The following is a 24592-nucleotide window of genomic DNA, read 5'->3' as shown; positions in this document are numbered from 1 at the left end:
GAGGTGGCCGGCGGGGTGGCGCGGAGGCGGGTGAGGCCCTCCAGGGCCAGGCCCTCCCAGGCCGCTGCCTGCAAGGTGGTGTGCTCGGTGCCCGGCGGGAGTTCGAGGACGGCGTGCAGGCCCGCCGCGATGCCGGTGACCTTGATGTGCGGGGCGCGCTCGGCGAGGACCTCGACGAGCCGGTCGCGCCGCCGCCGGTAGCGCAGCCGCATCGCGCGCACGTGCCGGTCGTACGCACCGGAGGCGAGGAACTCCGCGAGCGTCAGCTGTTCCAGGACGCCCGAACTCCACTCCCCCGCCCGCTTGTGCTCCAGCACCTCGCCCGCGAGGTGCTCCGGCAGCACCGTCCACGCGAGCCGCAGCCCCGGCGCGAGGGACTTGCTCGCCGTGCCGAAGTAGACGATGCGCTCCGGGGCGAGGCCCTGCAGGCAGCCCACCGGCTGCCGGTCGTAGCGGAACTCGCCGTCGTAGTCGTCCTCCAGGACCGTTCCGCCGGTGCGGGCCGCCCAGTCGACGACCGCGGCGCGCCGGGCGGGGTGCAGGGGCACGCCCGTCGGGAACTGGTGCGCCGGGGTGATCAGCACCGACCGCGCGCCCGCCTTGCCGCCCTCCAGGACGGAGACGTCGGCGCCCTCCCGGTCCAGCGGCATCGGCAGGCACCGCAGCCCCGCCCGCTCCAGCGCTTCCCGGTGGAACCACAGCCCGTACTCCTCCACCCCCATCTCCCGCACCCCGCGCTCCCGCAGCACCCGGCTCACCAGCCCCAGGCCCTGCGTGAACCCCGCGCACACCACGATCCGCTCCGGGTCCGCGTGCACGCCGCGCGCCCGCGCCAGGTAGCCCGCGAGGGCGGCCCGCAGCTCGGGCCGGCCCCGCTCGTCGACGCGCCCGAACGCCTCGTGCGGGGCGGCCGCCATCGCCCGGCGGGCCGCGGCGAGCCACGCGGCGCGCGGGAAGGCGGAGACGTCGGCGGTCCCGGGCCGCAGGTCGTAGGCGGGCCGCCGCAGCGCCCGCTCGGGCGGCGTACGGCGCTCGGGCGCCCGCGCAGCCGTCCGCCGCGCCACCCTCGTGCCCGAGCCCTGCCGGGCCGTGAGCCAGCCCTCGGCGACGAGTTCGCCGTACGCATCCGCAACGGTGTTCCGGGCCAGGCCGAGGTCGGCCGCGAGCGTACGGGACGAGGGCAGCCGGCTGCCGGGCGCGAGCCGGCCGCTGCGGACGGCCTCGCGCAGGGCCCGGATGAGGGAGGCGCGCACACCGCCCGGCCCGCTCAGCTCCAGGTGGAAGTCCGCGCCCGCGCCGTCGCCGGCACCGCCGCCCGCACCGCCGCCCGCACCGCCGTCCGCCCCCGGCGCGCCGTCCGGATTGGCCCACGCTTTCTCCATGGGAATGGACCATACCCGTGGGCTGCCCGCGCCCTAGTGTCGTACCCATGACGAACGCGAACGCACAGACCACCACCCACCACCACGCCCCGCGCATGCTGCTCCACGAGTTCGCGCCCGAGGTCCAGAAGGCCATGCTGAACCTGGAGCGGGCGGCCCGGAAGGGCCTGGAGACCTCCCTCGTCGAGCTGGTCAAGATCCGCGCCTCGCAGCTCAACCGCTGCGCCTTCTGCCTGGACATGCACACCAGGGACGCCCGCAAGCTCGGCGAGTCCGAGGAGCGCATCTACCTCCTGAACGCCTGGCACGAGGCGCCCGGCCTCTACACCGAGAAGGAGCAGGCGGCGCTCGCCCTGACGGAGGCGGTCACCCTGCTGCCCGGCGGCGTGTCCGACGAGGTGTACGACCGGGCCGCGAAGCACTTCCCCCAGCAGGAGCTCGCCCAGCTCATCGCCATGATCACCACCATCAACGCGTGGAACCGGATCGGCGTGACGACGGGCCTCGGCCCGGGCGCGTACGCGGTCTGACCCGTACTGACCCCCTACTGACCCCCTACTGACTCCGTACTGACCCCGTACGCGCGCGAGCGGCACCGGTCGCGGGGGTACCGGTGCCGCTCGGCCACTGCTCGGTGATCACTGCTCGGTGATCACCGCTCAGTGACCGGCTCCTACTGGAGCCACTTCTTCCACACCTGCGGGTGCTCCTTCACCCACCGCTTCGCGGCCTCGTCCGCGCTCAGCTTGTCCTCGGCGATCATCTGGGCGACGGCGTTCTGGTCCGCCTTCGACCACTGGAACTCCTTCAGGAACCGGGCCGCCTTGCCGCCCTTCCGCGTGAAGTCCGCGTTGAGGTACTTCTTCAGCGAGGTGGTGGGGTAGGCGCAGTTCACCGTCGACGGGTCCGCCGCCCCCTTGTCCGCGCACTCCTGCGTGTGCGGGGGGAGCTTCACCTCCACCATCGGCACCTCGTTGAACAGCCACTGCGGCTCGTACCAGTAGGTGAGGAACGGCTTCTTCTCCTTGGCGGACTGCTGGATCTGGGTGATCTGCGCCGCCTCGGAGCCCGCGAAGACGACCTTGTAGTCCAGGCCGAGGTTCTTGACGAGCGCCTTGTCGTTCGTCACGTACGACGGCGAGCCGTCCATGAGCTGGCCCTTGCCGCCGCTCTCCGGAGTGCGCAGCTGAGCGGCGTACTTGTTGAGGTTGCGCCAGTCGAGGACGTCCGGGTGGGCGTCCGCGAAGTACTTGGGCACCCACCAGCCGATGTGGCCGGTCACGCCGAGGTCGCCGCCGGAGACGATGGTCTTCTTGTCCTCGACGTACCGCTTCTCCTGCTCCGGGTGGCCCCAGTCCTCCAGGATCGCGTCGACGCGGCCCTGGCTGAGCGCGTCCCACGCGGGCACCTCGTCCACCTGCACGGTGTCGACGCGGTAGCCCAGCTCGTGCTCCAGCAGGTACTTGGCGACGGCCGCGTTGGCCCGCGCCCCCACCCACGACTGCACGGACAGCGTGACCGTCTTCGTGCCCGCCGCGGCGGCGTACGGGGACGCCTGCTTGGTCATGTCGGCCGCGCCGCAACCGGTCGCCGCGACGCCGGCCAGGACGCACAGCGCGGACGCCGCCGCCATGGTCGTCTTACGCGCCATCACGCGCTCCCTTCGTCGGCTGGGTGACCCGGTCGAGCATCAGCCCCAGGCACGCGATGGCCACGCCCGCGGTGAGCCCGGTCGCCAGGTCGCCCTGCGCGAGGCCGAACACGACCTCGTAGCCCAGCGCGCCGCCGCCCACGAGACCGCCGATGATGACGACGGACAGCACCAGCACCACGGCCTGGTTGACCGCGAGCAGCAGCTGCGGCCGCGCCAGCGGGAACTGCACCTGGCGCAGCTGCTGGCCGCCGGTCGCTCCCAGCGACCGCGCCGACTCCATCGCGCCCGGGTTCACCCGGCGCAGCCCCTCGCTCGCGATGCGGACGACGGCGGGCAGCGCGTACACGACCGCGGCCGCGGCGGCCGGGGCCCGGCCGACGCCGAACAGGGCCACGACGGGGATCAGGTACACGAACTGCGGCATGGTCTGGAAGACGTCCAGGACCGGGCGCAGCAGCCGCTCCACGCGCGGGCTGCGCGCGGCGGGCACGGCGACGGCGAAGCCGAGGACGAGCGTGACGGCGACGGCGGCGACGACCTGCGAGAGGGTGTCCATGGACAGCTCCCAGCGGCCCAGCACGCCGATCGCGGCGAGGGACAGGACGGCCGTCAGGGCCGTGCGCCACGTGCCGATGAGCCAGGCGAGGGCGGCCACGATGAGGAGGGCGCCCCACCAGGGGAGGGCCTGGAGGCCGTCGCGGAGGGGGTCGAGGACCCAGGTGGTGTAGTGGGCGGCGAGGTCGGCGGTGCCGCCGATGCCGGGGATGCCGGTGTAGAGGTGGTCGACCATCCAGTCCTTGGCGTCGTTCACCGGGGAGGCGATGGCGACGGTCCAAGTGTCGGGCCAGGGCTTGTCGCCCGTGGCGAAGGCCGCCGCGGCGACCGCGGCCAGGGCCGCGAGCCATGCGGTCGTTCGCCGGGTGCGGGCCGTCGTTCGGTTGTGCCCACCCGTTCCGCCTTGCGGAACAGCTGCCCACAACCGGGTGGGACGGGGCGACGCCGCGCCCGCCGTTGTGCGGTCCAGGACGATGGCCAGGAGGACGATCGGGATGCCGGCGGAGAGGGCGCTGCCGACGTCTACCGTGGACAGGGCCTGGTAGACGCGGTCTCCCAGGCCGTCCGCGCCGATGACGGACGCGATGACGGCCATGGACAGGGCCATCATGATGGTCTGGTTGACGCCCAGCAGCAGTTCCCGCCGGGCGAGCGGCAGCCGGGCCGTGAGCAGGCGCTGGCGGCCGGTGGCGCCGAGCGACTCGACGGCCTCCAGGACGCCCCGGTCGGTGGAGCGCAGGCCGAGCGCGGTGAGCCGCGCCATGGGCGGGGCGGCGTAGACGACCGTCGCGAGGACGGCCGGCGCCACGCCGATGCCGAAGACGAGGACGACGGGCAGCAGGTACGCGAACGCGGGCAGCGCCTGCATGGTGTCGAGAACGGGCCGCAGCGCGCGGAACGTGCGGTCCGACAGGCCCGCGGCGAGGCCGAGGAGCGCGCCGACGGCGACGGACACCGCCACCGCGACGATCATCAGCGCGAGCGTGCGCATCGTGGGCACCCACATGCCGAGGGCGCCGCACGCGGCGAACGAGGCGAGGGCGGTGCCGGCGACCCGTACGCCCGCGACGCGCCAGGCAATCAGCGTTGCCGCCGCCGTCACACCGGCCCAGCCGAGGGCCAGGAGGACGGTGTAGACGGCGTGCACGGCGCCGATGATCGCGCCGCTGACGTGCCCGAAGAAGTAGAGGAAGGCCCAGTGGCTGTCGCGGTTGTCGATGATCCAGTCGCTGGCCTTGGTGAGGGGCCCGGTCAGGTCGACGGTGAGCGCGGACGGCCAGGTGCCGCTGCCGTGGGTGGCCGCGGCGACCGGCACGAGGACGGCCGCGGCGGCGGCGAGGATCAGCAGCTTGCGGGCGGCGGGCCGGGCCCACAGGGCCCGCAGGGCGAGGGCCGCGGGGTGGGGCGCCGCGGCGTCCCGGCCGGGCGGCGCCGTCTTCACCCGCGGCGGAGCTGTGTGTACGGTCATGCCGCCGCCTTCTTGCCGGCGTCCAGGCCCGCCACCACGCCCAGCAGGCTGCGGTGGTCGACGACGCCCAGGCAGCGGCCGCCCTCGACGACGCGGGCGGAGGTGCCCGTGCGGGCCACCGTCTCGATCGCTTCGGCGACGGTCGTCGTGGGGGCGAGGGTCTCGCCCGTCTCCGGCTCGTCGCCGGCGGCGGGCCGCATCGCGCGGCGCACGGTGAGGACCTGCTCGCGCGGGACGTCGCGGACGAAGTCGCGCACGTAGTCGTCCGCCGGGGAGCCCACGATCTCCTCGGGAGTGCCGCACTGCACGACGCGGCCGCCGCGCATGAGCGCGATGCGGTCGCCGAGGCGCAGCGCCTCGGACAGGTCGTGGGTGATGAAGACCATGGTGCGGCCCTCGTCGCGGTGCAGGCGGACGACCTCTTCCTGCATGTCGCGGCGGATGAGCGGGTCGAGCGCGCTGAACGGCTCGTCGAACAGGAGCACTTCGGGGTCGGCGGCGAGGGCGCGGGCGAGGCCCACGCGCTGCTGCTGGCCGCCGGAGAGCTGGCCGGGGCGGCGGTCCTCCAGGCCGGCGAGGCCGACCTTCTCGACCATCGCGGCGGCCTTGGCGCGGCGCTCGGCCTTGCCGACGCCCTGGATCTCCAGGCCGTAGGCGACGTTGTCGAGGACGGAGCGGTGCGGGAGCAGCCCGAAGTGCTGGAAGACCATGGCCGCGCGGTGGCGGCGCAGGTCGCGCAGGGCGGTCTTGTCCATGCCGCACACGTCCTCGCCGTCGATGGCGATGGTGCCGGACGTCGGCTCGATGAGCCGGGTCAGGCAGCGCACGAGCGTGGACTTGCCGGAGCCGGACAGGCCCATGACGACGAAGACCTCGCCCTGGCGGACGTCGAAGGACACGTCGCGGACGGCGACGGTGCAGCCCGTTCGCTCGCGGAGCTCCTCGGCGTCCAAGGCGGCGAGTTCGCTGCCGGGCACGCGGTCGGCCTTCGGCCCGAAGACCTTCCACAGGTTGCGGACGCTGAAGACGGGAGCCTCAGCCGTAGACGTGGTGGCGGCTGTCGTGGCGGTGGCGCTGCCGGCCGTATCGGTGCCGCTCATATCGCATCACCGCCTGTGGCCGCGGACTCCGCAAGCAGTTCGGCGCACTTCTCCCCCACCATCAGGACTCCGATCATCGGGTTGACCGCGGGCATCGTCGGGAAGACGGACGCGTCCGCGATGCGGATGTTCGTCAGGCCGCGGATCCGCAGCTCGGGGTCGACCACCGCGAGGTCGTCGTCGGGGGCGCCCATGCGGCAGGTGCCCGCGGGGTGGTAGACGGTGTGCGCGGCCTTGCGGACGAGTTCGCTGATCTCGGCGTCGTCGGTGACCTCGGGGCCGGGGAAGACCTCGCGCTTGAGCCACTTCTTGAACGGCTCGGCCTCGGCGACCTTGCGGGCGAGCTTGATCCCGTCGACGAGGGTGCGGCCGTCGTAGTCGTCCTCGTCCTCGAAGTAGCGGAAGTCGAGGGCGGGCTTGACCTCCGGGTCGGCCGAGGTGAGGTAGAGGCGGCCGCGGGCGCGGGACTTGGGGATGTTGGGGGTCATGGACACGCCGTGCTCGGGGCGTTCGTAGCCCAGGCGCTCGGGGTTGTCCGTGAAGGGGATCTGGTAGAAGTGGAACATCAGGTCCGGGCCCTTGTGGTCCGGGTCCCGCTTGACGAACAGGCCCGCGTCGGAGTCCATCGCGGAGTTGCCGGGGATGGGCCCGTTGGTCTCCCAGACGATGACCGACTCCGGGTGGTCGATCAGGTTCTCGCCGACGCCCGGCAGGTCGAGCACGCAGTCGATGCCGAGCGCCTCCAGGTCCTTCTTCGGGCCGATGCCGGAGTGCATCAGCAGCCGGGGCGTGTCGACGGCGCCGGCGCAGACCAGCACCTCGCGCGCGGCCTCGACGTAGATCTCCTCGCCGTCCTTGGTGCGGACGCGGACGCCCTTGGCGCGGGTGCCGTCCAGCTCCAGCTTGTGCGCCCAGGTCTCCAGCAGGAGGCGGAGGTTGGGGCGGTCACCGGCCTCCATGTGGGGGTGGAGGTAGGCGACGGAGGCGGAGGAGCGCTTGTTGTTCTCCGGGTGGTAGGAGAGGTCGAAGAAGCCGACGCCCTCCTCGAAGGGCTTGTCGTTGAAGCCGACGACCTCGGGCACGTCCAGAGCGGTCTTGACGGCCTCGATCCAGTCGGAGGCGATCTCGTTCTGGTCCTTCTTCGCCACCCGCACGATGTTGTTGCGGAGCTTGCCGAAGTAGGGGTCCATGTCCTTCGCGCCCCAGCCGGCGGCGCCCGCGGCCTCCCACTCGTCCCAGTCGGAGGGCAGCGGCTTGAAGGAGATCAGGGTGTTGTGGGAGGAGCAGCCGCCCAGCACCTTGGCGCGGCTGTGCAGGATGTGCGAGTTGCCGCGGGGCTGCTCGGTGGTCGTGTACTCGTAGTCGAGCTCGCCGCCCAGCAGGCCGAGCCACTTGCGCAGCGTCAGCACGTCCTCGCGGTCGATGTCGGACGGGCCGCCCTCGATGACGACGACGGAGAGGTCCGGGTTCTCGGCGAGGCGGGAGGCGATGACCGAGCCGGCGGTGCCGCCACCGACGACGACGTAGTCGGCGGCGATCTTCTGGGCTTCGACAGGGGGCATGGGGGTGCTCCTCGGGGCAGGAAGGTTCTTCGCTTGCGGAAGGTGCGTCGTTCGCAACGTGCGTCGTTCGGGACGTGCGTCGTTCGGGAGGTCCTTCGGACCCGGGCTCAGCCGGCGAACCAGCGCACCGGCTCGGGCGCGAGGTTCTGGTAAATGTGCTTCGCCTCGCGGTACTCGGCCAGGCCCGCGGGGCCGAGCTCGCGGCCGGTGCCGGACTTGCCGAAGCCTCCCCACTCCGCCTGCGGCAGGTAGGGGTGGAAGTCGTTGATCCACACGGTGCCGTGGCGCAGCCGGCCGGCGACGCGGCGGGCGCGGCCCGCGTCCTTCGTCCACACGGCGCCGGCGAGGCCGTACTCGGTGTCGTTGGCCAGGGCCACGGCCTCGTCCTCGGTGCGGAAGGTCTCGACGGTGAGGATGGGGCCGAAGGTCTCCTCGCGGACGACCTTCATGGCGCGGTGGCAGCCGTCGAGGACGGTCGGCGCGTAGAAGTAACCGCCCGCCGGGCGGACCTCGTTCGGCTCCGGCTGGGCGCCGCCGCAGCGCAGCACGGCGCCCTCGGCGAGGGCGGAGGCGACGTACGCCTCGGTCTTGTCGAGCTGCTGTGCGGAGACCAGCGGGCCGCACTCGACGCCCTCCTCCGTACCGCGGCCGAGGCGGATCTTCTCGGCGCGGCGGGCGAGTTCGGCGACGAAGCGGTCGCGGACGGACTCCTCGATGATCAGGCGGGAGCCGGCCGAGCAGACCTGGCCGCTGTGGATGAAGGCGGCGTTGAGGGCCTGGTCGACGGCGGTGTCGAAGTCCTCGTCGGTCGCGCAGGCGTCGGCGAAGACCACGTTGGGGTTCTTGCCGCCGAGTTCGAGGGCGACCTTCTTCACGGTGGGGGCCGCGGCCCGCGCCACCTTGGTGCCGGAGGCGAGGCCGCCGGTGAAGGAGACGAGGTCGACGTCGGGGTGCTCGGACAGGCGGGCGCCGACGGGGTCACCCGCGCCGGTGACGAGGTTGCCGACGCCGTCCGGCAGACCGGCCTCCACCAGCAGCTTCATCAGCAGCACGGTGGACAGCGGGGTGACCTCGCTGGGCTTGACGACGAAGGTGTTGCCCGCCGCCAGCGCGGGGGCGATCTTCCAGCTGGCCTGCAGCAGCGGGTAGTTCCAAGGGGTGATCAGCGCGCAGACGCCGACCGGCTCGTGGACGACCACGCTGTGCACGGTGTCCGAGCCCGCGTCCACGACGCGGCCGGCGCCCTCGCTGACGACGAGGTCGGCGAAGTAGCGGAAGGCGTCGGTGACGCAGTCGACGTCGACGCGGCCCTCTTCGAGGGTCTTGCCGGTGTCCCGGCTCTCGGTCAGCGCGATCTCCTCGCGGTCGCGCTGCAGGAGCTCCGCGACGCGGCGCAGCAGCGCCGCCCGCTCGGCCACGGGCGTCCGCGGCCAGGCGCCCTGCCCGCCGTCGAAGGCGCGGCGGGCCGCGGCGACGGCGGCGTCCGTGTCGTCGGCGCCGCCCTCGGAGACCACGGCGAGGGTCTTGGCGTCCGCGGGGTCGAGCACCTCCCGCTGGGCGCCGGACGCGGCGGCACGCCACACCCCGTCGATGTGGATGGTCTCGGCTGACGACATGTTCTTCTCTGCCTTCCGGTTCCTGGACGGTCCGCTGCCGCCGGGGCAGGGCCCACGGGCGGCAACGGGACGCGCCTAACCAAAAGGCGAAAAGCTATGCCTCATTCTTCACAAAGAGTGACGCGAGTCACTGAGCGTCGCCGCCCGCGCAGTAGCCGGAAGGGCAGAACGAGCCCAGCAGGACGCGGAAGACCTCCTGGTGCGTGGGCCACTCGTCCTCCGCCCCGGCGACGAGCAGCGCGTACTGCCGGTGGTCGGGACCGGTGAACGCACGGTCGACAACGCGCCGCACGCTCCCGTCGGGCCGGACGTACGTGTACGCCAGCTCGGCGGCACCGGCCGACGGTTCGCTCTCCTGGGTCAGCCACAGCTTGCGGTAGCCCTTGTTGCGGGACACCGCCCGCTCGGTCTCCCGCAACGACTCGTACGGCGTCGGCTCCGGGCCGTCGAGCGTGAACACCTGGATCAGGCTCCTGCCGTCCGGCCGCTTGTAGAAGACGCTGGCGCCTTCCGTACTGCGATCCCAGCCGGACGGCAGGTCGGCGCGGAAGCCGGACGGGTCCTGCGTGCGCTCGTAGCCGTCGGGGGTGGTCGTGCCGCCCAGGAAGGGCGTGACCGGCGGGCTCGGGGTGTCACTGCCGGTGGCGGGGCCGGTGATGCTGCCGCCGGCGGTGAAACCACTACTGAAGCCGCCGGTGGTGCCTGTCGTTCCGGTGGTGCCGGAGGTGCCAGTGGTGCCTGAGGTGCCAGTGGTGCCGCCTGGACTGCCCGTGCTCGCACCGGAGGTGGTCCCGGACGTCATTCCCGCCGTCATCCCGGACGTCGTACCGGACGTCGTACCGGACGTCGTCCCGTAGCCGTACGACGGGCCCGGTGCCGACGGGCCGCTCACCCCGGGCTCCGGTGACGCGCCACCGCGGCCGCCCGCGGCCGTACCGTCGTCCCGCAGCATCGCCCAGGCGCCCACGCCGATGCCGCCCGCGAGGACCACCCCCGCCAGCGCGCCCGCCAGGATCGCCGCGTGCGACGGCCCTCCGGGCAGGCCGTCCGGCGGCCCGGGGAGCAGGCGGACTTCGGGCTCCTCGGAGTCGTACGGGGTCCCGTCCGCGCGCGGCCCGCGCCCCGGCGGGTCGTCCTCCACCCACTGCTGGAGATCCGCGTCCCAGCGGCTCATGCGCCCCGCCCCCTCACGCCAGCAGCCGGCCGGCCGCCTCGGCGACCGCCGCCGCCGAGGCCAGGCCGCCGACGGCCGTGGCTCCACTGCCCAGCAGGGCCCGCAGCCGCACCAGGCGGCCGCGCTGCGTGCGGCCCGTGCGGCGCGCCTCGGCCTCCAGGCCCGCGAGCTCGTCGCCGACGGCGTCGACGCCGTCGCCCTCGGAGCGGGCGAGCAGGGGCAGTTGCGCGCGCAGCGCCGTGACGGCCTCCAGCAGTTCGGGGGTGACGGCCAGCAGGTCGCGGGAGGCGTCGAGGGCCCGGGCCTCCCGGCCCGCCGCGACCGCACCGCCGGTGAGCTCGCCGACGGCGATGCCGCCGTCGTTGGGCGTCTCCGCCGGCACCCGGGCTAACCCGGTCCCGGCGTGGGCCTCCTGCGCGGCCCGCTCGGCACGGTTCTCGGCGCGGGCCCGCTCCCCGGCGGCGACGGCGCCGCCCGTCATGCGCCCGATGGCGATCCCGCCGCCGGCGCCGTTCCCGTTGCCGCTCCTGTTCCCGTACGCGCTCCCGTTCGCATTCCCGTTCGCATTCCCGTTGGCATTCCCGTTGGCGTTCCCGTGCGCGTCGTCCTTGCGGTCCGTCATGATCCCCCGTCCTTCGCGGTGTTCTTCGCCTGCGCGCCGCTGCCCGCGGCCACGGCGCCGCCGCTCATCGAGCCGATGAAGACGCCGCCCTCGCTGACCTGCACGATCTGCTGCTCGAACTGGTCGGTCTCGTAGCCCTGCGAGCGCAGGGCGTCCCGCACGCCGCTCGCGATCCGGTCCTGGACCGTCTTCACGTAGCGGCTGATGTCCATCTCCTGGAACAGCGAGACGGAGTGCACCCCGGCGATCTCCCGCACCGACACGGCCGGCCCGTCCGGGACCGCGCGGCGCGGGTCGGCCAGCCAGGTGCGGAAACCGGCGACGGCCGTGCGGACCGCCGAGACGGCGGACGCGAAGCCGGCGGCGGGCGCCGACAGCAGGGCGCGGGCGCCGTCACGCAGGATGTCGTCCTCGCCGCGGGAGGCGATCACGTCCACCGCGCGGAACTCCGGCTTGACCGGCATGAGCACGTGCGGCACGACCTCCAGCACCAGCATGCCGCCCTGGGTGTGCACCCGGACCAGCACGGAGACGACGACCTGCTCGTCCCAGGCGCCCACGCGGACCCGCAGGAAGTAGCGGCGCGCCTCGCCGCCCTCGTCCACGGCCTCGCTCAGGTGCTGCCGGACGACGGGGTCCTCGTAGCGGACCTCGGGCCGGTACGGGCCCACCGGCAGGTAGACGAACTCCTCGACCTCCAGGTCCTTGAGCCGGTCGCGGCTGGTCGCGGCGGCGGAGTCGCGCAGCGCCTCCAGGCGGGGCCGGATCAGATCGACGACGGCGCGCGCGGTGAACGGCGGCCGCCGGCCGTCCTTCCCGCCCTTCTCTGCGTCCTTGGGCTTGAGTTCCAGGACGAACGACCACGGCTCGTACGGGCGTCCCATGCCGACGAACGGGCGGGAGGGGTCGTAGATGGTCAGCCCCGCGTACTGCTCGCGGTCGATCGCCGCCGCGATGCGGCGGTGGTGGCGCGAGCGCGGCACCGCGCGGGGGTGCCGGGCGAAGGCCTCGCGCCCGAGCTCCAGGCGCATCACGGAGGCGACCCGCGACCGGTGCATCCACACCGGCAGGACGAGGAGCAGCGGGAAGAGCACGGCCGTCCAGCTGCCCACGCCCTCGATCAGGGCGGCGACGACCGCGATCCAGTAGGCGAGCTGCAGCACCGGCGGCCCGACCGCCCGCAGCGCGCGCAGCGAGGCCTTGCCCTTGAGGGCCCGGCGCAGGGTGGACTTGTCGACGGCGTAGACGGCGCTCCCGCGGCCGGCGGCGGCCTGCCCGGCCCAGTGCACCACGCACACCATGGCGTAGATCCCCGCCCACGGAAGCGGAGCCTCCGGGAGGCTGCCCGTCTCGGTCACGAACCCGGAGACGAAGAACGCGGCCCACAGGCCGCCCAGCAGCACCGCCGTGAGCACGTCCTGCGAGCGCGCCCGCAGCGCGTGGGTGAGCACCGGCACGACGTCGATGCCGAGCGACGGCGCGATCGGCCGTTCCTCGTGCTCCACCAGTTCCTCGATCACGCGCCGGCGGAAGTCGAGGTCGAGATACGCCCCCGCGCAGAGCAGGCGGGTGGCTTCACTGCACATGTCCGGCCTGCCGCTACCGGCCGTTCTCACCGGCGCGGCCGGCTTGGCCTGATCGGTTCTTGCGGAACCTGCGGATAATGTCATGAACTCTCCGATCGTCGAACTCACCTGCGAATATGCAGGAGTTGACGGTTTTTCGGAGAACTCACAATAAGCCAATCCACTTTCCGGCGACCCCCACTTGCACCCGGATAACGGACCGAAAACCGCCCCCGTACGGGCGTACGTTCGTACCTCCGTGCGCAAAAACGGGGATGCCCCCGGCAGCAGCTGCTGCCGGGGGCACCCCCGTCGAAGGATCCGGTCCGTCCGGGCCGGTCCGGTCCCGTCCGGGATCAGATGAGGCCGAGGCCGCGGACCGCGTCGCGCTCCTCCGTGAGCTCCTTGACCGAGGCGTCGATGCGGGCGCGGGAGAACTCGTTGATCTCCAGGCCCTGGACGATCTCGTACTTGCCGTCCTTGCAGGTGACCGGGAAGGAGGAGATCAGGCCCTCCGGGACGCCGTAGGAGCCGTCCGACGGGATGCCCATGGAGGTCCAGTCGCCCTCGGCGGTGCCGTTGACCCACGTGTGGACGTGGTCGATGGCGGCGTTGGCCGCCGAGGCGGCCGAGGACGCGCCGCGGGCCTCGATGATGGCCGCGCCGCGCTTGGCGACGGTCGGGATGAAGTCGTCCGCCAGCCACTGCTCGTCGTTGACGATCTCCGCGGCGTTCTTGCCCGCCACCTCGGCGTGGAAGATGTCCGGGTACTGGGTGGCGGAGTGGTTGCCCCAGATCGTCAGGCGCTTGATGTCGGCGACGGAGGCGCCCGTCTTCTTCGCCAGCTGCGAGATCGCGCGGTTGTGGTCCAGGCGGGTCATCGCGGTGAAGCGCTCGGCCGGGACGTCCGGCGCGGCGGCCTGGGCGATGAGCGCGTTGGTGTTGGCCGGGTTGCCGACGACGAGGACCTTGATGTCGTCCGCGGCGTGGTCGTTGATGGCCTTGCCCTGCGGCTTGAAGATGCCTCCGTTGGCCTCCAGCAGGTCACCGCGCTCCATGCCCTTGGTGCGCGGGCGGGCGCCGACCAGCAGCGCGACGTTCGCGCCCGCGAAGGCGACGTTCGGGTCGTCGGTGATGTCGATGCCGCGCAGCAGCGGGAAGGCGCAGTCGTCGAGCTCCATGGCGGTGCCCTCGGCGGCCTTCAGGCCCTGCGGGATCTCCAGCAGGCGCAGCTTGACCGGCACGTCCGCGCCGAGGAGCTGACCGGAGGCGATGCGGAAGAGCAGCGCGTAGCCGATCTGGCCGGCTGCACCGGTGACGGTGACATTGACGGGAGTGCGGGTCATGGCGATCTCCTGCTGCGAACTGGGGTGGGTGTCCCTGCCCATGATGTTCGGATCTCTCTCGGTATCAAGAGATCCGGCGTCAGGCTATCCGACCCGGCACCCTCCGAACCCCCGGGCGGGTGTGGGACGCCTCACCGTGGCGTCCCCGGGCCCTCGCCGTGGCGTCCCCGGGCCCTCGCCGTGGCCTCGCCGGGCCCTCGTCACGGCGGTGACGCCCTAGCCCGCCGCGGGCGTCCCGCGAGGGACCGTGCAGCCCTTCGCGCCCGTCGTCAGCGTCGCGCAGGCCTTCGCCTTGCCCGGCCCCGTCACCGCCACCATCGGGGTGTAGCCGTCGGCGTCGCGCGTGACCTTGCCGGTCTCGGAGCGGGCCGGCGTGCCGCCGTCCGCGGCCGCGTCTATCCGGACGGCGTCGCCCGGGACGGCCTGCGTTATGCGCGCCCAGGCCGCGCCGCAGACCTGGCTGTAGCGGACCTCGACGTACGACGTGCCGACGGTCGCGGAGCCGGTGGTCGTCGCCCGGCCGCCGCCGCACCCCATGGCCTCGGGGTCCTTGCCGCCGCACTCCGCGCCCGTGCACTTCACCCCGGCGGGCAGGACGGCCGAGGGCGAGACGCGCGGCGCGACCGGCCCGGAACCGGAATCCGTGCCGTCGCCCACGCCCAGCAGCAGGACGGCAGCGGCGACGACGAGCAGGGCCCCCACGACGCCGGTGACGAAGAGGGCCGCCCGGCGGCGCGGCCCTGGGCCGTCGGCCGGGATGGCGTTCGCGCGGTAGTCGGGCGGCTGCGGCGACCGCGGGACGGGCTGCGGCCGCGGGGCCGGACCGGAAGGACCGGAGGACTCGGGAGGGCCGGATGGGCCGGATGGGCCGGATGGACCTGATGGGCCGGGAGAGCCGGAGGAGCCGGAAGGGACTGAGGGTCCCGGAGATCTGGAAGAGCCGGAAGCCCCCGCCGCGCCCGAAGCGCTCTCCTCCGCCGTCGCCCGCCGCACCGGCTCGTGGCACAGCGGCTCCGACATGACCGCCCCCGGCTGCCCGGCCGCCCGCGCGACGCCCCGCACCCCGCCCTGCGCGACGGCCTGCGCCTCGTCACCCGGCGGCGGGCCGAACTCGCCCAGCGCCGCCCGCGCCCGGGCGATCCGCGCCGACTCCACCGTGGAGTCGTGCCGCAGCTCGCTCCGGCTCCACGCCCGCTCGGCGAGCTCCCACATCGTGCTCAGATGGACCACGTCGGTCCCGGTCGCCTCCGCGAGCGCCTCGGCCGCCCCCAGCGGCGGCAGCAGCCGCCCGCCGAGATAGCGCTCCCACGACGTCTTGCTGTATCCCGTGCGGTCCGCGACGGCCCCGATGCTCAGCCCGCTGCGCTCCACGAGTCTGCGCAGCTGTTCGGTGAATTCGCGTACTTCCGGGTCGAGTTCCTCCGGTAGCGCCCTCCAGCGAGGCATTGCACTCCCCTGTCCCCCGATGCGTACGGGTGGTCGTCCCGTTCCGTGTGACCCCTGCCGTGACGTGCCGTGGCGCGGCGCCCCTTCCGCAGCCCCGGTGCCGGCTACCCCCCAGTGCTGGCTACCCAGAAGGGATGCCGCATTCCAGCATGACAGTTCCCCCGGGCGGGGCGCATCGTGGCATTTGGGTTAATCGGGGTCCCCGCTGTACGCCCTTGTCACATCTGCTGCACAACTGATACGCGACGGCTAACTCGTCCCGGATCCGTCACCTCCCGGCCACAACGGGCTTGAAGATCTTGAAGCCGGATCATCAGTTCAAGATCCTCTTACCCGGGCGGTGGCCGGTCCTCCCACGGGGGTGGAGGACCGGTCACCGCGGCCGCTCACACGACCGCCGGCTCCAGCTTCCGCCGCAGGTTCGCCTCCAGGGCCGCGAGGAACTCCTCGGTCGTCAGCCAGGGCGTCTCCGGCCCGGCCAGCTGCGCCAGGTCCTTGGTCATCCGCCCGCCCTCGACGGTCTCGACGCACGCCCGCTCCAGCGCCTCCGCGAAGGCGGTGACCTCGGGCGTGCCGTCCAGCCTGCCGCGGTGGGCCAGGGCCCGGGCCCAGGCGAAGACCGAGGCGACGGGGTTGGTGGAGGTCGGCTTGCCCTGCTGGTGCCGGCGGTAGTGGCGGGTGACGGTGCCGTGCGCGGCCTCGGCCTCCAGCGTGCGGCCGTCGGGCGACATCAGCACCGAGGTCATCAGGCCGAGCGAGCCGAAGCCCTGGGCGATGGTGTCGGACTGGACGTCACCGTCGTAGTTCTTACAGGCCCACACGTAGCCGCCGGGCCACTTCAGCGCGCACGCGACCATGTCGTCGATCAGACGGTGCTCGTACGTCAGTCCGGCCCGCTCGAAGTCCGCCCGGAACTCGGTGTCGAAGACCTCCTGGAAGAGGTCCTTGAACCGGCCGTCGTACTTCTTCAGGATCGTGTTCTTGGTGGACATGTAGACGGGGTAGCCGCGGTCCAGGCCGTAGCGGAACGAGGCGCGCGCGAAGTCGCGGATGGACGCGTCCAGGTTGTACATCGACAGGGCGACCCCGGGGCCGGGGAACGCGCAGACCTCCAGCTCCACGGGCTCGGAACCGTCCGCCGGGGTGAAGGTCATGGTGAGCGTGCCCGCGCCGGGCACCTTCAGGTCGGTCGCGCGGTACTGGTCGCCGAACGCGTGGCGGCCGATGACGATCGGCTTCGTCCAGCCGGGGACGAGCCGCGGCACGTTCGCCATGATGATCGGCTCGCGGAAGATCACGCCGCCGAGGATGTTGCGGATGGTGCCGTTGGGCGAGGGGTACATCGCCTTGAGGCCGAACTCCTCGACGCGCGCCTCGTCCGGCGTGATCGTCGCGCACTTCACTCCGACGCCGTGCTCCAGGATGGCGTGCGCGGCGTCGACGGTCACCTGGTCGCCGGTGGCGTCGCGGTGCTCGATGCCCAGGTCGAAGTAGCGCAGGTCGATGTCGAGGTGGGGCAGGATCAGCCGGTCCTTGATGAACCGCCAGATGATCCGGGTCATCTCGTCGCCGTCGAGCTCGACGACCGGGCCGACTACCTTGATCTTGGCCATGACGGGGACCGTCCCTCTCGCGGGCAGCAACGGCCCCTTCCCGCCGCGTGGGCGGGAAAGGGATCACCTCGTCAACAAGCTACTCGAAATCCGGCAAAGCCGGGCAAAAAGGGACACCCTGTCCGGGGTCGTGAAGCCCTGGGCCGTAAAGCCCTGGGCCGTCAGCCCTAGACCGTGAAGTGGAGGATGTCCTCCAGGAACGGCACCTTCAGCCACGCGTGCGGCTGCGCCATCAGGGACAGCAGCAGGATCGCCGCCCCCAGCCCGCCGTACGTGATCATGTCCGTGAACCGGGACCGCACGGCCAGCATGCCCACGGACGGCAGGGCCCAGCGGAGCACCGCGCCGCCGATCATCGCCAGCCCGATCAGCAGCGTCCCGACCCGGAACGCGTCGAAGGCGACGACCAGCAGCCCCAGGCCCGTCACGCCCATGACCGCCAGCAGCGGCCACTGGCGCGCCGGCGCCGGAGCGTCCCCGGGCGCGGCGCGGCCGCCGCCCTCGGGGCGGGCGGTGTCCCGCGTGAGCTGGAAGCGGCGCCCCCGGCCCGCGCCGGGCTCCCGGCCCGCCCCCGGCTCCTTGCCCGCGCCGGGCTCCGCCGCCGCGCCCGGCCCCTTCTCAGCCCGCATTGCCGCCGCCGGCGCCCCGCTCCGCGGCCTCCACCACGTTCACCAGCAGCAGGGCGCGGGTCATCGGGCCGACGCCGCCCGGGTTCGGGGAGACCCAGCCGGCGACCTTGGCGACCGCCGGGTCCACGTCACCCATGATCTTGCCGTCGCCGTCGCGGCTGACGCCGACGTCGAGCACGGCCGCACCGGGCTTGACGTCCTCCGGCTTGATCAGGTGGCCCACGCCCGCCGCGGCGACGATGATGTCGGCCTGGCGCAGCTGCGCGGAGAGGTCACGGGTGCCGGTGTGGCAGAGGGTGACCGTGGCGTTCTCGGTGCGGCGGGTCATCAGCAGGCCGATCGAGCGGCCGACGGTGATGCCGCGGCCGACGACGACGACGTGCGCGCCGTTGAGCTCCACGCCGTGGCGGCGCAGCAGCTCGATGATGCCGTTGGGGGTGCAGGGCAGCGGGCCGGGCTCGTTGAGGACCAGTCGGCCGAGGCTCATCGGGTGCAGGCCGTCGGCGTCCTTCGCCGGGTCCATCAGCTCCAGGACGCGGTTGGTGTCGATGCCCTTGGGGAGGGGGAGTTGGACGATGTAGCCGGTGCACTCGGGGTTGTCGTTGAGCTCGCGGACGACCGCCTCGATCTCCTCCTGCGTGGCCGTGTCCGGCAGTTCGCGCTGGATCGACGCGATGCCGACCTCGGCACAGTCGCGGTGCTTGCCCGCCACGTACCACTTGCTGCCGGGGTCGTCGCCGACGAGGAGGGTGCCGAGACCGGGCTGCACGCCGCGGGCCTTCAGCGCCTCCACGCGCGCCGTGAGTTCGGACTTGATCGCTGCTGCCGTGGCCTTGCCATCGAGAATCTGGGCGGTCATGGCCCCATCCTCCCGGATGGGGTGGCCATGGTTCCAATCAGGGCGGCCCGCAGTTGGTGACGAATTCGCACCGGTTATTCCCGGGAGCCCCTGCGGCCCCGCCGATACGGGTATCGGCTGGACAAAAGTCACAGGCCCGATAACGATGATCCGCGTGCCGCGGGCGAAAACGGGGGCGAGCCGCCGACACAACTCTCCTCCGAATGCCCGCGCCGTCCCCGCACGACACCAACGGAGGAATTGGCCAGTCATGAGCTTCGGCGATCAGAACAACCCGTACGGCGCGCCCCAGCAGGCGCCCGGGTACGGCTATCCGCAGCAGCCCCAGGGCGCCCAGCCCGGCCAGCCGTACGCCGCCTACCCGCAGGCGCAGGGCGGCTACGCCGGTGCGCCGCAGGGCCCGCAGGTGATGCCGGGCATCACTAAGACGGCCCGCATCCTGCTGTACGTCATCGCCGCGGTCCATGTGGCTCTGGCCGGGATCTTCGGCGCTCTGATCGTCGCGATCAAGGACAAGGCCGACGAGGTCGGAACGGGCAAGAAGGTCACGACCGCGCAGGGCGACGAAGTCGATGTCGACAAGATGGTCGACGTGGGCAAGGGCGTCCTGGGCTTCTTCATCCTGCTCGCCCTGGTGTTCGCTGTTATCGGCATCATTCTCGCGGTGCGCTACGCCAAGGGTGGCAATGGCATCCGCGTCGGCTCGATCGTCTACGCGTCTTTCGGCATCATCGGTGGACTCCTGACCTCGTGGGCCTGGGGCCTCGGTCTGATCACGTTCATCCTGTCGATCCTGGTGATCGTCTTCGCGGCCAAGCAGGCTTCGGCCGACTGGTTCCGCCGCCCGCGCTTCTGACGCCGGCCCGGCCGCACCGGAGGCCCGTGTCCCGCACCGCGCGGGACACGGGCCTCCGGCTTTGCCTACTGGCGGCCCTAGTGGAAGAAGTGCCGCGTCCCCGTGAAGTACATCGTCACGCCCGCCGCCTTCGCGGCCTCCACGACCTGCTCGTCACGGACCGAACCGCCCGGCTGCACCACGGCCTTGACGCCCGCGGCCGTCAGCACCTCCAGCCCGTCCGGGAAGGGGAAGAACGCGTCGGAGGCGGCGTACGAGCCGCGCGCCCGCTCCTCGCCCGCCCGCTGCACCGCGAGCTTCGCGGAGTCGACGCGGTTGACCTGGCCCATGCCGACGCCGACGGTCGCGCCGTCCTTGGCCAGCAGGATCGCGTTGGACTTCACCGCGCGGCAGGCGCGCCAGGCGAAGGCCAGCTCGGCGAGCTCGGCGGCGGAGAGCGCCTCGCCCGTGGCGAGCGTCCAGTTGGCCGGGTCGTCGCCCTCGGCCTGGAGGCGGTCCTTCTCCTGCAGCAGCAGGCCGCCCTCGACCGGGCGGATCTCCTGCACCGCGCCCGGCGCGTCCGGGCAGCGCAGCACCCGGATGTTCTTCTTGCGGGCCAGGACCTCGACGGCGCCGTCCTCGTAGGCCGGGGCGACGATGACCTCGGTGAAGATCTCGGCGACCTGCTCGGCCATGGCGACCGACACGGGCCGGTTGACGGCGATGACGCCGCCGAACGCGGACAGCGGGTCGCAGGCGTGGGCCTTGCGGTGGGCCTCGGCGACGTCCGAACCGGTCGCGATGCCGCACGGGTTGGCGTGCTTGATGATCGCGACGCAGGGGTCGGTGTGGTCGTACGCCGCCCGGCGGGCCGCCTCGGTGTCCACGTAGTTGTTGTAGGACATCTCCTTGCCGTGCAGCTGCTCGGCGTGCGCGAGGCCCTTGCCCGTGCCGTCGGTGTAGAGGGCCGCGGGCTGGTGGGGGTTCTCGCCGTAGCGCAGGACGTTCGAGCGGGTGAAGGAGGCGCCGAGGAACCCGGGGAGGCCGCTGTCGTCCGCGGCCGCGTAGTCGGCGGCGAACCAGCTCGCGACGGCCACGTCGTACGCGGCGGTGTGCTGGAACGCCTCGGCGGCCAGGCGCTTGCGCTGCGCGAGGTCGAAGCCGCCGTCGGCGACGGCCTTGAGGACGTCCTGGTAGCGGCCGGGGCTGACGACGACGGCCACCGAGGGGTGGTTCTTGGCGGCGGCGCGGACCATCGAGGGGCCGCCGATGTCGATCTGCTCGACGCACTCGTCGGGCGAGGCGCCGGAGGCGACGGTCTCCCGGAACGGGTAGAGGTTGACGATCACCAGCTCGAAGGGGTCGACGCCCAGCCCGGCGAGCTGCTCGCGGTGCGCCTCCAGGCGCTGGTCGGCCAGGATGCCGGCGTGGACGCGCGGGTGCAGCGTCTTGACCCGGCCGTCCAGGCACTCGGGGAAGCCCGTCAGCTCCTCGACCTTGGTGACGGGGACGCCGGCCGCGGCGATCCGGCCGGCCGTGGAGCCGGTGGAGACGAGCTCGACACCGGCCTCGTGGAGGCCGCGGGCCAGCTCCTCCAGCCCGGTCTTGTCGTAGACGCTGACCAGCGCCCGGCGGATGGGCCGCTTCATACCTTCGGCGGTCACGGGATCCTTACCTTTCGTCCCTCTATGCGGTAGCCGTTGCGGGCCAGACGCCCCACGACATCGACGAGCAGCTCGCGCTCGACTTCCTTGATGCGCTCGTGCAGCGCGGATTCGTCGTCCTCGTCCCGGACCGCGACCACCCCCTGGGCGATGATCGGGCCGGTGTCGACGCCGTCGTCGACGAAGTGGACGGTGCACCCGGTCACCTTCACGCCGTACGCGAGGGCGTCGCGCACTCCGTGGGCGCCGGGAAAACTGGGCAGCAGGGCGGGGTGCGTGTTCACGATGCGCCCGCCGTAGCGCGCGAGGAACTCCTTCCCCACGATCTTCATAAAGCCGGCCGAGACGACCAGGTCCGGCGCGTGCGCCGCCGTGGCCTCGGTCAGCGCGCGGTCCCACGCCTCGCGCGAGGGGTGGTCCTTGACCCTGCAGACGAACGTGGGGATCCCGGCGCGCTCGGCCCGCTCCAGGCCGGCGATGCCGTCCCGGTCGGCGCCCACGGCCACGACCCGCGCGCCGTAGCCCTCCGGATCGGCGGCGATCGCGTCGAGCAGGGCCTGCAGGTTGGAGCCGGAGCCGGAGACGAGGACGACGAGGCGGGCGGGGGCGCGGGAGGCGGGGAGGCCACGGTGGGGCCCTTTCTCGCGGGCGGAAAGCGGTGTGCTGGCCGTATTGATGGCCGTACGGTGGACAGGGCCGTACGGTTTGTATGGTCGTACGAGACGAGGGTGCCGCGGAATACGGGGGACTCTACGAACCCGCCGACCGCCAGCAACGATACCGGCACACCGAACGGCCCCCGCGGGACGGGGGCGGCCGCGGAAGGTAGCGTCTGGAAGCAGTGCCCGGAAAACGCGGTGCCGCGTGCACGGAATCCGGGCGCGACGCCGTACGTTCGGAGTGCGGTGGACGACACAAGGGGAAGACACACTCCACATGCCGGACCGACGCCGTCACGCGGCTCACCGCCTCGCGCCGCCCGCTCCCGAGACCTCCGGGGGGCAGCGATGAGGCGCGCCCGCATGTCGCACGAGCGCCCCTCCGGCGCCTCGTCCCCCTCCCCGTCCCCCGACGAGCAGCGGGACAACCCCTTCGCTCCGCCGCCCGAGGGACAGCCCGACCGGCCGTGGCAGCCGCGCGAGCCGCAGCAGCGCCCGCAGGGCCGGGAAGGCGGCGAGGACGGCGAGGACGGCTCCGGCCAGGAGGATCCCGCGGGGCAGCAGCCCCCCGCGTGGGGCAGCCAGTGGAGCAGCCGGCAGCCCGGCCGCCACGACGGCGGCTTCGGCGGCGGCCCGGGCGGCCCCGCGGGCGGGCCCGGCGGCCCGGGCGGAGGCGGCGGCCTGCGCTGGGATCCCACGGACCCCGCCCAGCGGCGCGCCCGCTACGCCCTCCTCGCGGGCATGTGGGGCTTCTTCTTCGCGCTGTTCAGCATTCCGTACGTGGCCCTGCTGCTCGGCGCCCTCTCGCTCTACTGGGGCATCAGCTCCCTGCGCGCCAAGCCCCGGCCCAAGCGGACCGACCCCGACATCCCGGCGGGCCCGCCGACGCCCACGCCCGGCGCGTTCCGGCCGCAGACGACGGCGGCCGTGAGCGGCCTGGTGACGGGCGGGCTGGCGCTGGCCATCGTGGCGGCGACGTTCGCCTTCCGGATCGTCTACAGCGACTACTACACGTGCGTGGACGACGCCCTGACGCAGAGCTCGCAGCAGGCGTGCGAGCGGCACCTGCCGAAGCAGCTGAGGCCACTGCTGGTGGACCGGGACTAGGCGGCTTCTGTCCGCCGCCACGGCTCCGCACGGCGGACGCGCCACCGACGGTAGCCGGGCATTCCGCCGGACCCCCACCGTCGTGGCACTTCGCCGTTGCGGCGGGCATTTTTTGAGGGCCGACCGGCCCTCGGAACCGGTTCGGAACCGGGGCGACCGGCCCGCCGGGCCCGTACGTACAGCGCTCGGAGTCCCGGCTCAGGGCGGAGCCCCGGGGCTCAGCCGCGGTCCGGGCCCGCGTCGCGCGGTTCGAAGTCCGGTACGAGACCGCCCCCGGACTCCCGCAGCGCCGCCCACCGCACCTGGCGCGCCCGCGAGTCGTGCCAGGCCGGCACGACCGTCCCCGCCCGGGCCCGCTCGGGCCGGGCCCGGCGCCCGAACCAGCCCCGCCGCCCGGCCCGGGCCTCCGGCCCGCACGCGGCGGCCGGCGCCGCCGGGAAGGGCGCGGGCGCCGGCCGCACCGGCAGCGCCTCCACGGGCGTACGGGTGGCGAACGACAGCGTCGGCGTATCGGCGCAGGCACCCCGGACGGCCCGGGGCGTGCCGAAGCCCAGCCACGCCCCCACCGCCCGCGCGGCCCGCGCACCGGTCCACCAGCGCCCGCGCCCGCGCCGCTCGTGCCGCTCCGGACGCACCCGCCGGTGGGCGCCCGCCGGGACCCGTACGGACGCCGCTGGGCGCCCGGACAGCCGGGAGACCGCAGCCGCCGGGGAGACCTCGGCCAGGGCGACGGCGGCGCCTGCGGGCCGGACGGCAGCGACGGGCGCCGCCTGCCCAAGGGCCTCCGCCGGCTCCACCGGCATCCCGCCCAGCGCGATCCTCCGCCGCAGCCACCTCAGCACCAGCGCCCCCGGCACGCTCACGGCCGCCGTCCAGGCGAGGGCGGCCGCGCCGACGAGCCGGCAGGAGGGACCGAACGAGGCCAGCACGGACGCGCCGAGCGAGCCGCCCGCCGCGTAGGCCAGCAGAGTGACGACCAGCGCGCACAGGAGGGAGGCGAGGGCGGCGACGCCCGCGGTCTCGCCGGCCCCGGTCCGCGCGAGGTCCGCGGAGCGCCGCGGCACGGCGGCGTAGGCGACGGTCACGCCGGCCGCGAGGCTCACCGCCGCCGAGGCCGCCAGGGGCAGCGGCTCGGCGGGGCCCGGCGTGGGGAGGATCGCGAACAGCGGGAACGACGGCAGCAGCGGGTACGCGGTGATCCCGAGGGGCGCGACCGCTCCGGCCGTGCCGACGGCGAAGCCCGGCCCGAGCCCGTAGGCCGCCGCCCAGACCACGGCGTTGGGCAGCAGCGCGAGGCACAGCAGCAGCACCGCGGCGCGGCCCGACCAGGCCGCCGTGATCTGCAGGAGCGACTCGCGGGCGGCGCCCGCGTGGACGGCGAGGGAGCCCGCGAGGAGGACGGCGGCGCCGCTGAGCAGCACGACCGTGCCGGCCGTCGCCGCGCCGGCGGCCGCCGCGACCCGGTCCCGGGTGAACCAGCCGCGCAGCCGCGCGGGGACGGCGGCGAGCGCGCGGCGCACGAGCGGCGGCGGGGTGCCGAAGGGGCGGCCCAGGGCGGCCCACGCCCCGGCGGCCGCGGACGCGCCCGCGACGACCGGCACGTGCAGCAGGGCGCTCAGCGGCTCGACGCGGACGGGGCCGGAGGAGGCGTAGAGGACGGCGCCCACGGCGACGAGCAGGTAGCCGCCGAGGAGGGTCAGCAGGGCCCTGCGCGGCGCGGCCCGACCAGGCCGCCG

The 24592-nt window shown here is 73.5% G+C and carries 20 protein-coding genes; 3 read left to right on the top strand and 17 right to left on the bottom strand.

The window, feature by feature from the left end; genetic code table 11:
• A partial coding sequence (locus tag ACSNOH_RS20190; protein WP_436722783.1) for a PLP-dependent aminotransferase family protein occupies positions 1-1382 on the bottom strand: 1382 nt, incomplete at its 3' end.
• A 47-nt stretch (positions 1383-1429) separates the two neighbouring features.
• Between ACSNOH_RS20190 and ACSNOH_RS20185 the strand changes: the two genes are divergently transcribed.
• Entirely contained in the window at positions 1430-1912 is a 483-nt protein-coding gene (locus ACSNOH_RS20185; protein ID WP_436722782.1) for a carboxymuconolactone decarboxylase family protein, read from the top strand.
• Between the two features lie 143 nt (positions 1913-2055).
• On the opposite strand, the gene ACSNOH_RS20180 is transcribed toward ACSNOH_RS20185, so the two are convergent.
• From ACSNOH_RS20180 to ACSNOH_RS20120, 13 genes are all read right to left on the bottom strand, one after another.
• Positions 2056-3033 carry an ABC transporter substrate-binding protein gene (locus ACSNOH_RS20180; RefSeq protein WP_436722781.1) on the bottom strand — a complete coding sequence of 326 codons (978 nt, stop codon included), beginning with the start codon at positions 3031-3033 and terminating at the stop codon, positions 2056-2058.
• Complete coding sequence (locus ACSNOH_RS20175) at positions 3023-5059, bottom strand: ABC transporter permease (RefSeq protein WP_436722780.1); 2037 nt, start codon at positions 5057-5059, stop codon at positions 3023-3025. The genes ACSNOH_RS20180 and ACSNOH_RS20175 overlap by 11 nt, the downstream gene beginning before the upstream one ends.
• Complete coding sequence (locus tag ACSNOH_RS20170; RefSeq protein ID WP_436722779.1) at positions 5056-6159, bottom strand: quaternary amine ABC transporter ATP-binding protein; 1104 nt, start codon at positions 6157-6159, stop codon at positions 5056-5058. Before ACSNOH_RS20170 ends, ACSNOH_RS20175 begins: the two co-directional genes overlap by 4 nt.
• Positions 6156-7721 (bottom strand): GMC family oxidoreductase, encoded by a 1566-nt coding sequence (locus ACSNOH_RS20165; protein ID WP_436722778.1) that lies wholly within the window; start codon positions 7719-7721, stop codon positions 6156-6158. The genes ACSNOH_RS20170 and ACSNOH_RS20165 overlap by 4 nt, the downstream gene beginning before the upstream one ends.
• A 107-nt stretch (positions 7722-7828) precedes the next feature.
• Entirely contained in the window at positions 7829-9337 is a 1509-nt protein-coding gene (locus tag ACSNOH_RS20160; RefSeq protein WP_436722777.1) for an aldehyde dehydrogenase family protein, read from the bottom strand.
• 127 nt (positions 9338-9464) lie between these two features.
• Entirely contained in the window at positions 9465-10511 is a 1047-nt protein-coding gene (locus ACSNOH_RS20155) for a hypothetical protein (RefSeq protein ID WP_436722776.1), read from the bottom strand.
• Between the two features lie 13 nt (positions 10512-10524).
• Entirely contained in the window at positions 10525-11133 is a 609-nt protein-coding gene (locus tag ACSNOH_RS20150) for a hypothetical protein (RefSeq protein ID WP_436722775.1), read from the bottom strand.
• Positions 11130-12719 carry a hypothetical protein gene (locus ACSNOH_RS20145; RefSeq protein WP_436722774.1) on the bottom strand — a complete coding sequence of 530 codons (1590 nt, stop codon included), beginning with the start codon at positions 12717-12719 and terminating at the stop codon, positions 11130-11132. Before ACSNOH_RS20145 ends, ACSNOH_RS20150 begins: the two co-directional genes overlap by 4 nt.
• A gap of 335 nt (positions 12720-13054) precedes the next feature.
• A complete protein-coding gene (locus tag ACSNOH_RS20140; protein WP_436722773.1) occupies positions 13055-14044 on the bottom strand; it encodes a malate dehydrogenase in 990 nt (329 codons plus the stop codon).
• Positions 14045-14260: 216 nt separating this feature from the next.
• Complete coding sequence (locus tag ACSNOH_RS20135; RefSeq protein ID WP_436722772.1) at positions 14261-15490, bottom strand: DUF2690 domain-containing protein; 1230 nt, start codon at positions 15488-15490, stop codon at positions 14261-14263.
• A 386-nt stretch (positions 15491-15876) separates the two neighbouring features.
• Complete coding sequence (locus ACSNOH_RS20130; protein ID WP_436722771.1) at positions 15877-17103, bottom strand: NADP-dependent isocitrate dehydrogenase; 1227 nt, start codon at positions 17101-17103, stop codon at positions 15877-15879.
• A 167-nt stretch (positions 17104-17270) separates the two neighbouring features.
• Positions 17271-17732 (bottom strand): DUF3017 domain-containing protein, encoded by a 462-nt coding sequence (locus tag ACSNOH_RS20125; protein ID WP_436722770.1) that lies wholly within the window; start codon positions 17730-17732, stop codon positions 17271-17273.
• A complete protein-coding gene (locus ACSNOH_RS20120) occupies positions 17722-18591 on the bottom strand; it encodes a bifunctional methylenetetrahydrofolate dehydrogenase/methenyltetrahydrofolate cyclohydrolase (protein WP_436722769.1) in 870 nt (289 codons plus the stop codon). Before ACSNOH_RS20120 ends, ACSNOH_RS20125 begins: the two co-directional genes overlap by 11 nt.
• A gap of 250 nt (positions 18592-18841) precedes the next feature.
• Here ACSNOH_RS20120 and ACSNOH_RS20115 point away from each other — a divergent pair, with 250 nt between their 5' ends.
• Positions 18842-19447 (top strand): hypothetical protein, encoded by a 606-nt coding sequence (locus ACSNOH_RS20115; protein WP_436722768.1) that lies wholly within the window; start codon positions 18842-18844, stop codon positions 19445-19447.
• A 77-nt stretch (positions 19448-19524) separates the two neighbouring features.
• On the opposite strand, the gene purH is transcribed toward ACSNOH_RS20115, so the two are convergent.
• On the bottom strand, positions 19525-21075 hold the full coding sequence (gene purH / locus ACSNOH_RS20110; protein WP_436722785.1) for a bifunctional phosphoribosylaminoimidazolecarboxamide formyltransferase/IMP cyclohydrolase: 1551 nt from the start codon (positions 21073-21075) through the stop codon (positions 19525-19527).
• Positions 21076-21086: 11 nt separating this feature from the next.
• Positions 21087-21653 (bottom strand): phosphoribosylglycinamide formyltransferase, encoded by a 567-nt coding sequence (gene purN / locus ACSNOH_RS20105; protein ID WP_436722784.1) that lies wholly within the window; start codon positions 21651-21653, stop codon positions 21087-21089.
• A gap of 459 nt (positions 21654-22112) precedes the next feature.
• Here purN and ACSNOH_RS20100 point away from each other — a divergent pair, with 459 nt between their 5' ends.
• A complete protein-coding gene (locus tag ACSNOH_RS20100; protein ID WP_436722767.1) occupies positions 22113-22856 on the top strand; it encodes a hypothetical protein in 744 nt (247 codons plus the stop codon).
• 218 nt (positions 22857-23074) lie between these two features.
• On the opposite strand, the gene ACSNOH_RS20095 is transcribed toward ACSNOH_RS20100, so the two are convergent.
• On the bottom strand, positions 23075-24592 hold a 1518-nt coding region (locus ACSNOH_RS20095; RefSeq protein WP_436722766.1), incomplete at its 5' end, for a cell division protein PerM.

This window comes from Streptomyces sp. URMC 127, from assembly GCF_051386535.1.
Lineage (GTDB): Bacteria > Actinomycetota > Actinomycetes > Streptomycetales > Streptomycetaceae > Streptomyces.
This window is presented reverse-complemented; position numbering and strand designations above follow the sequence as displayed.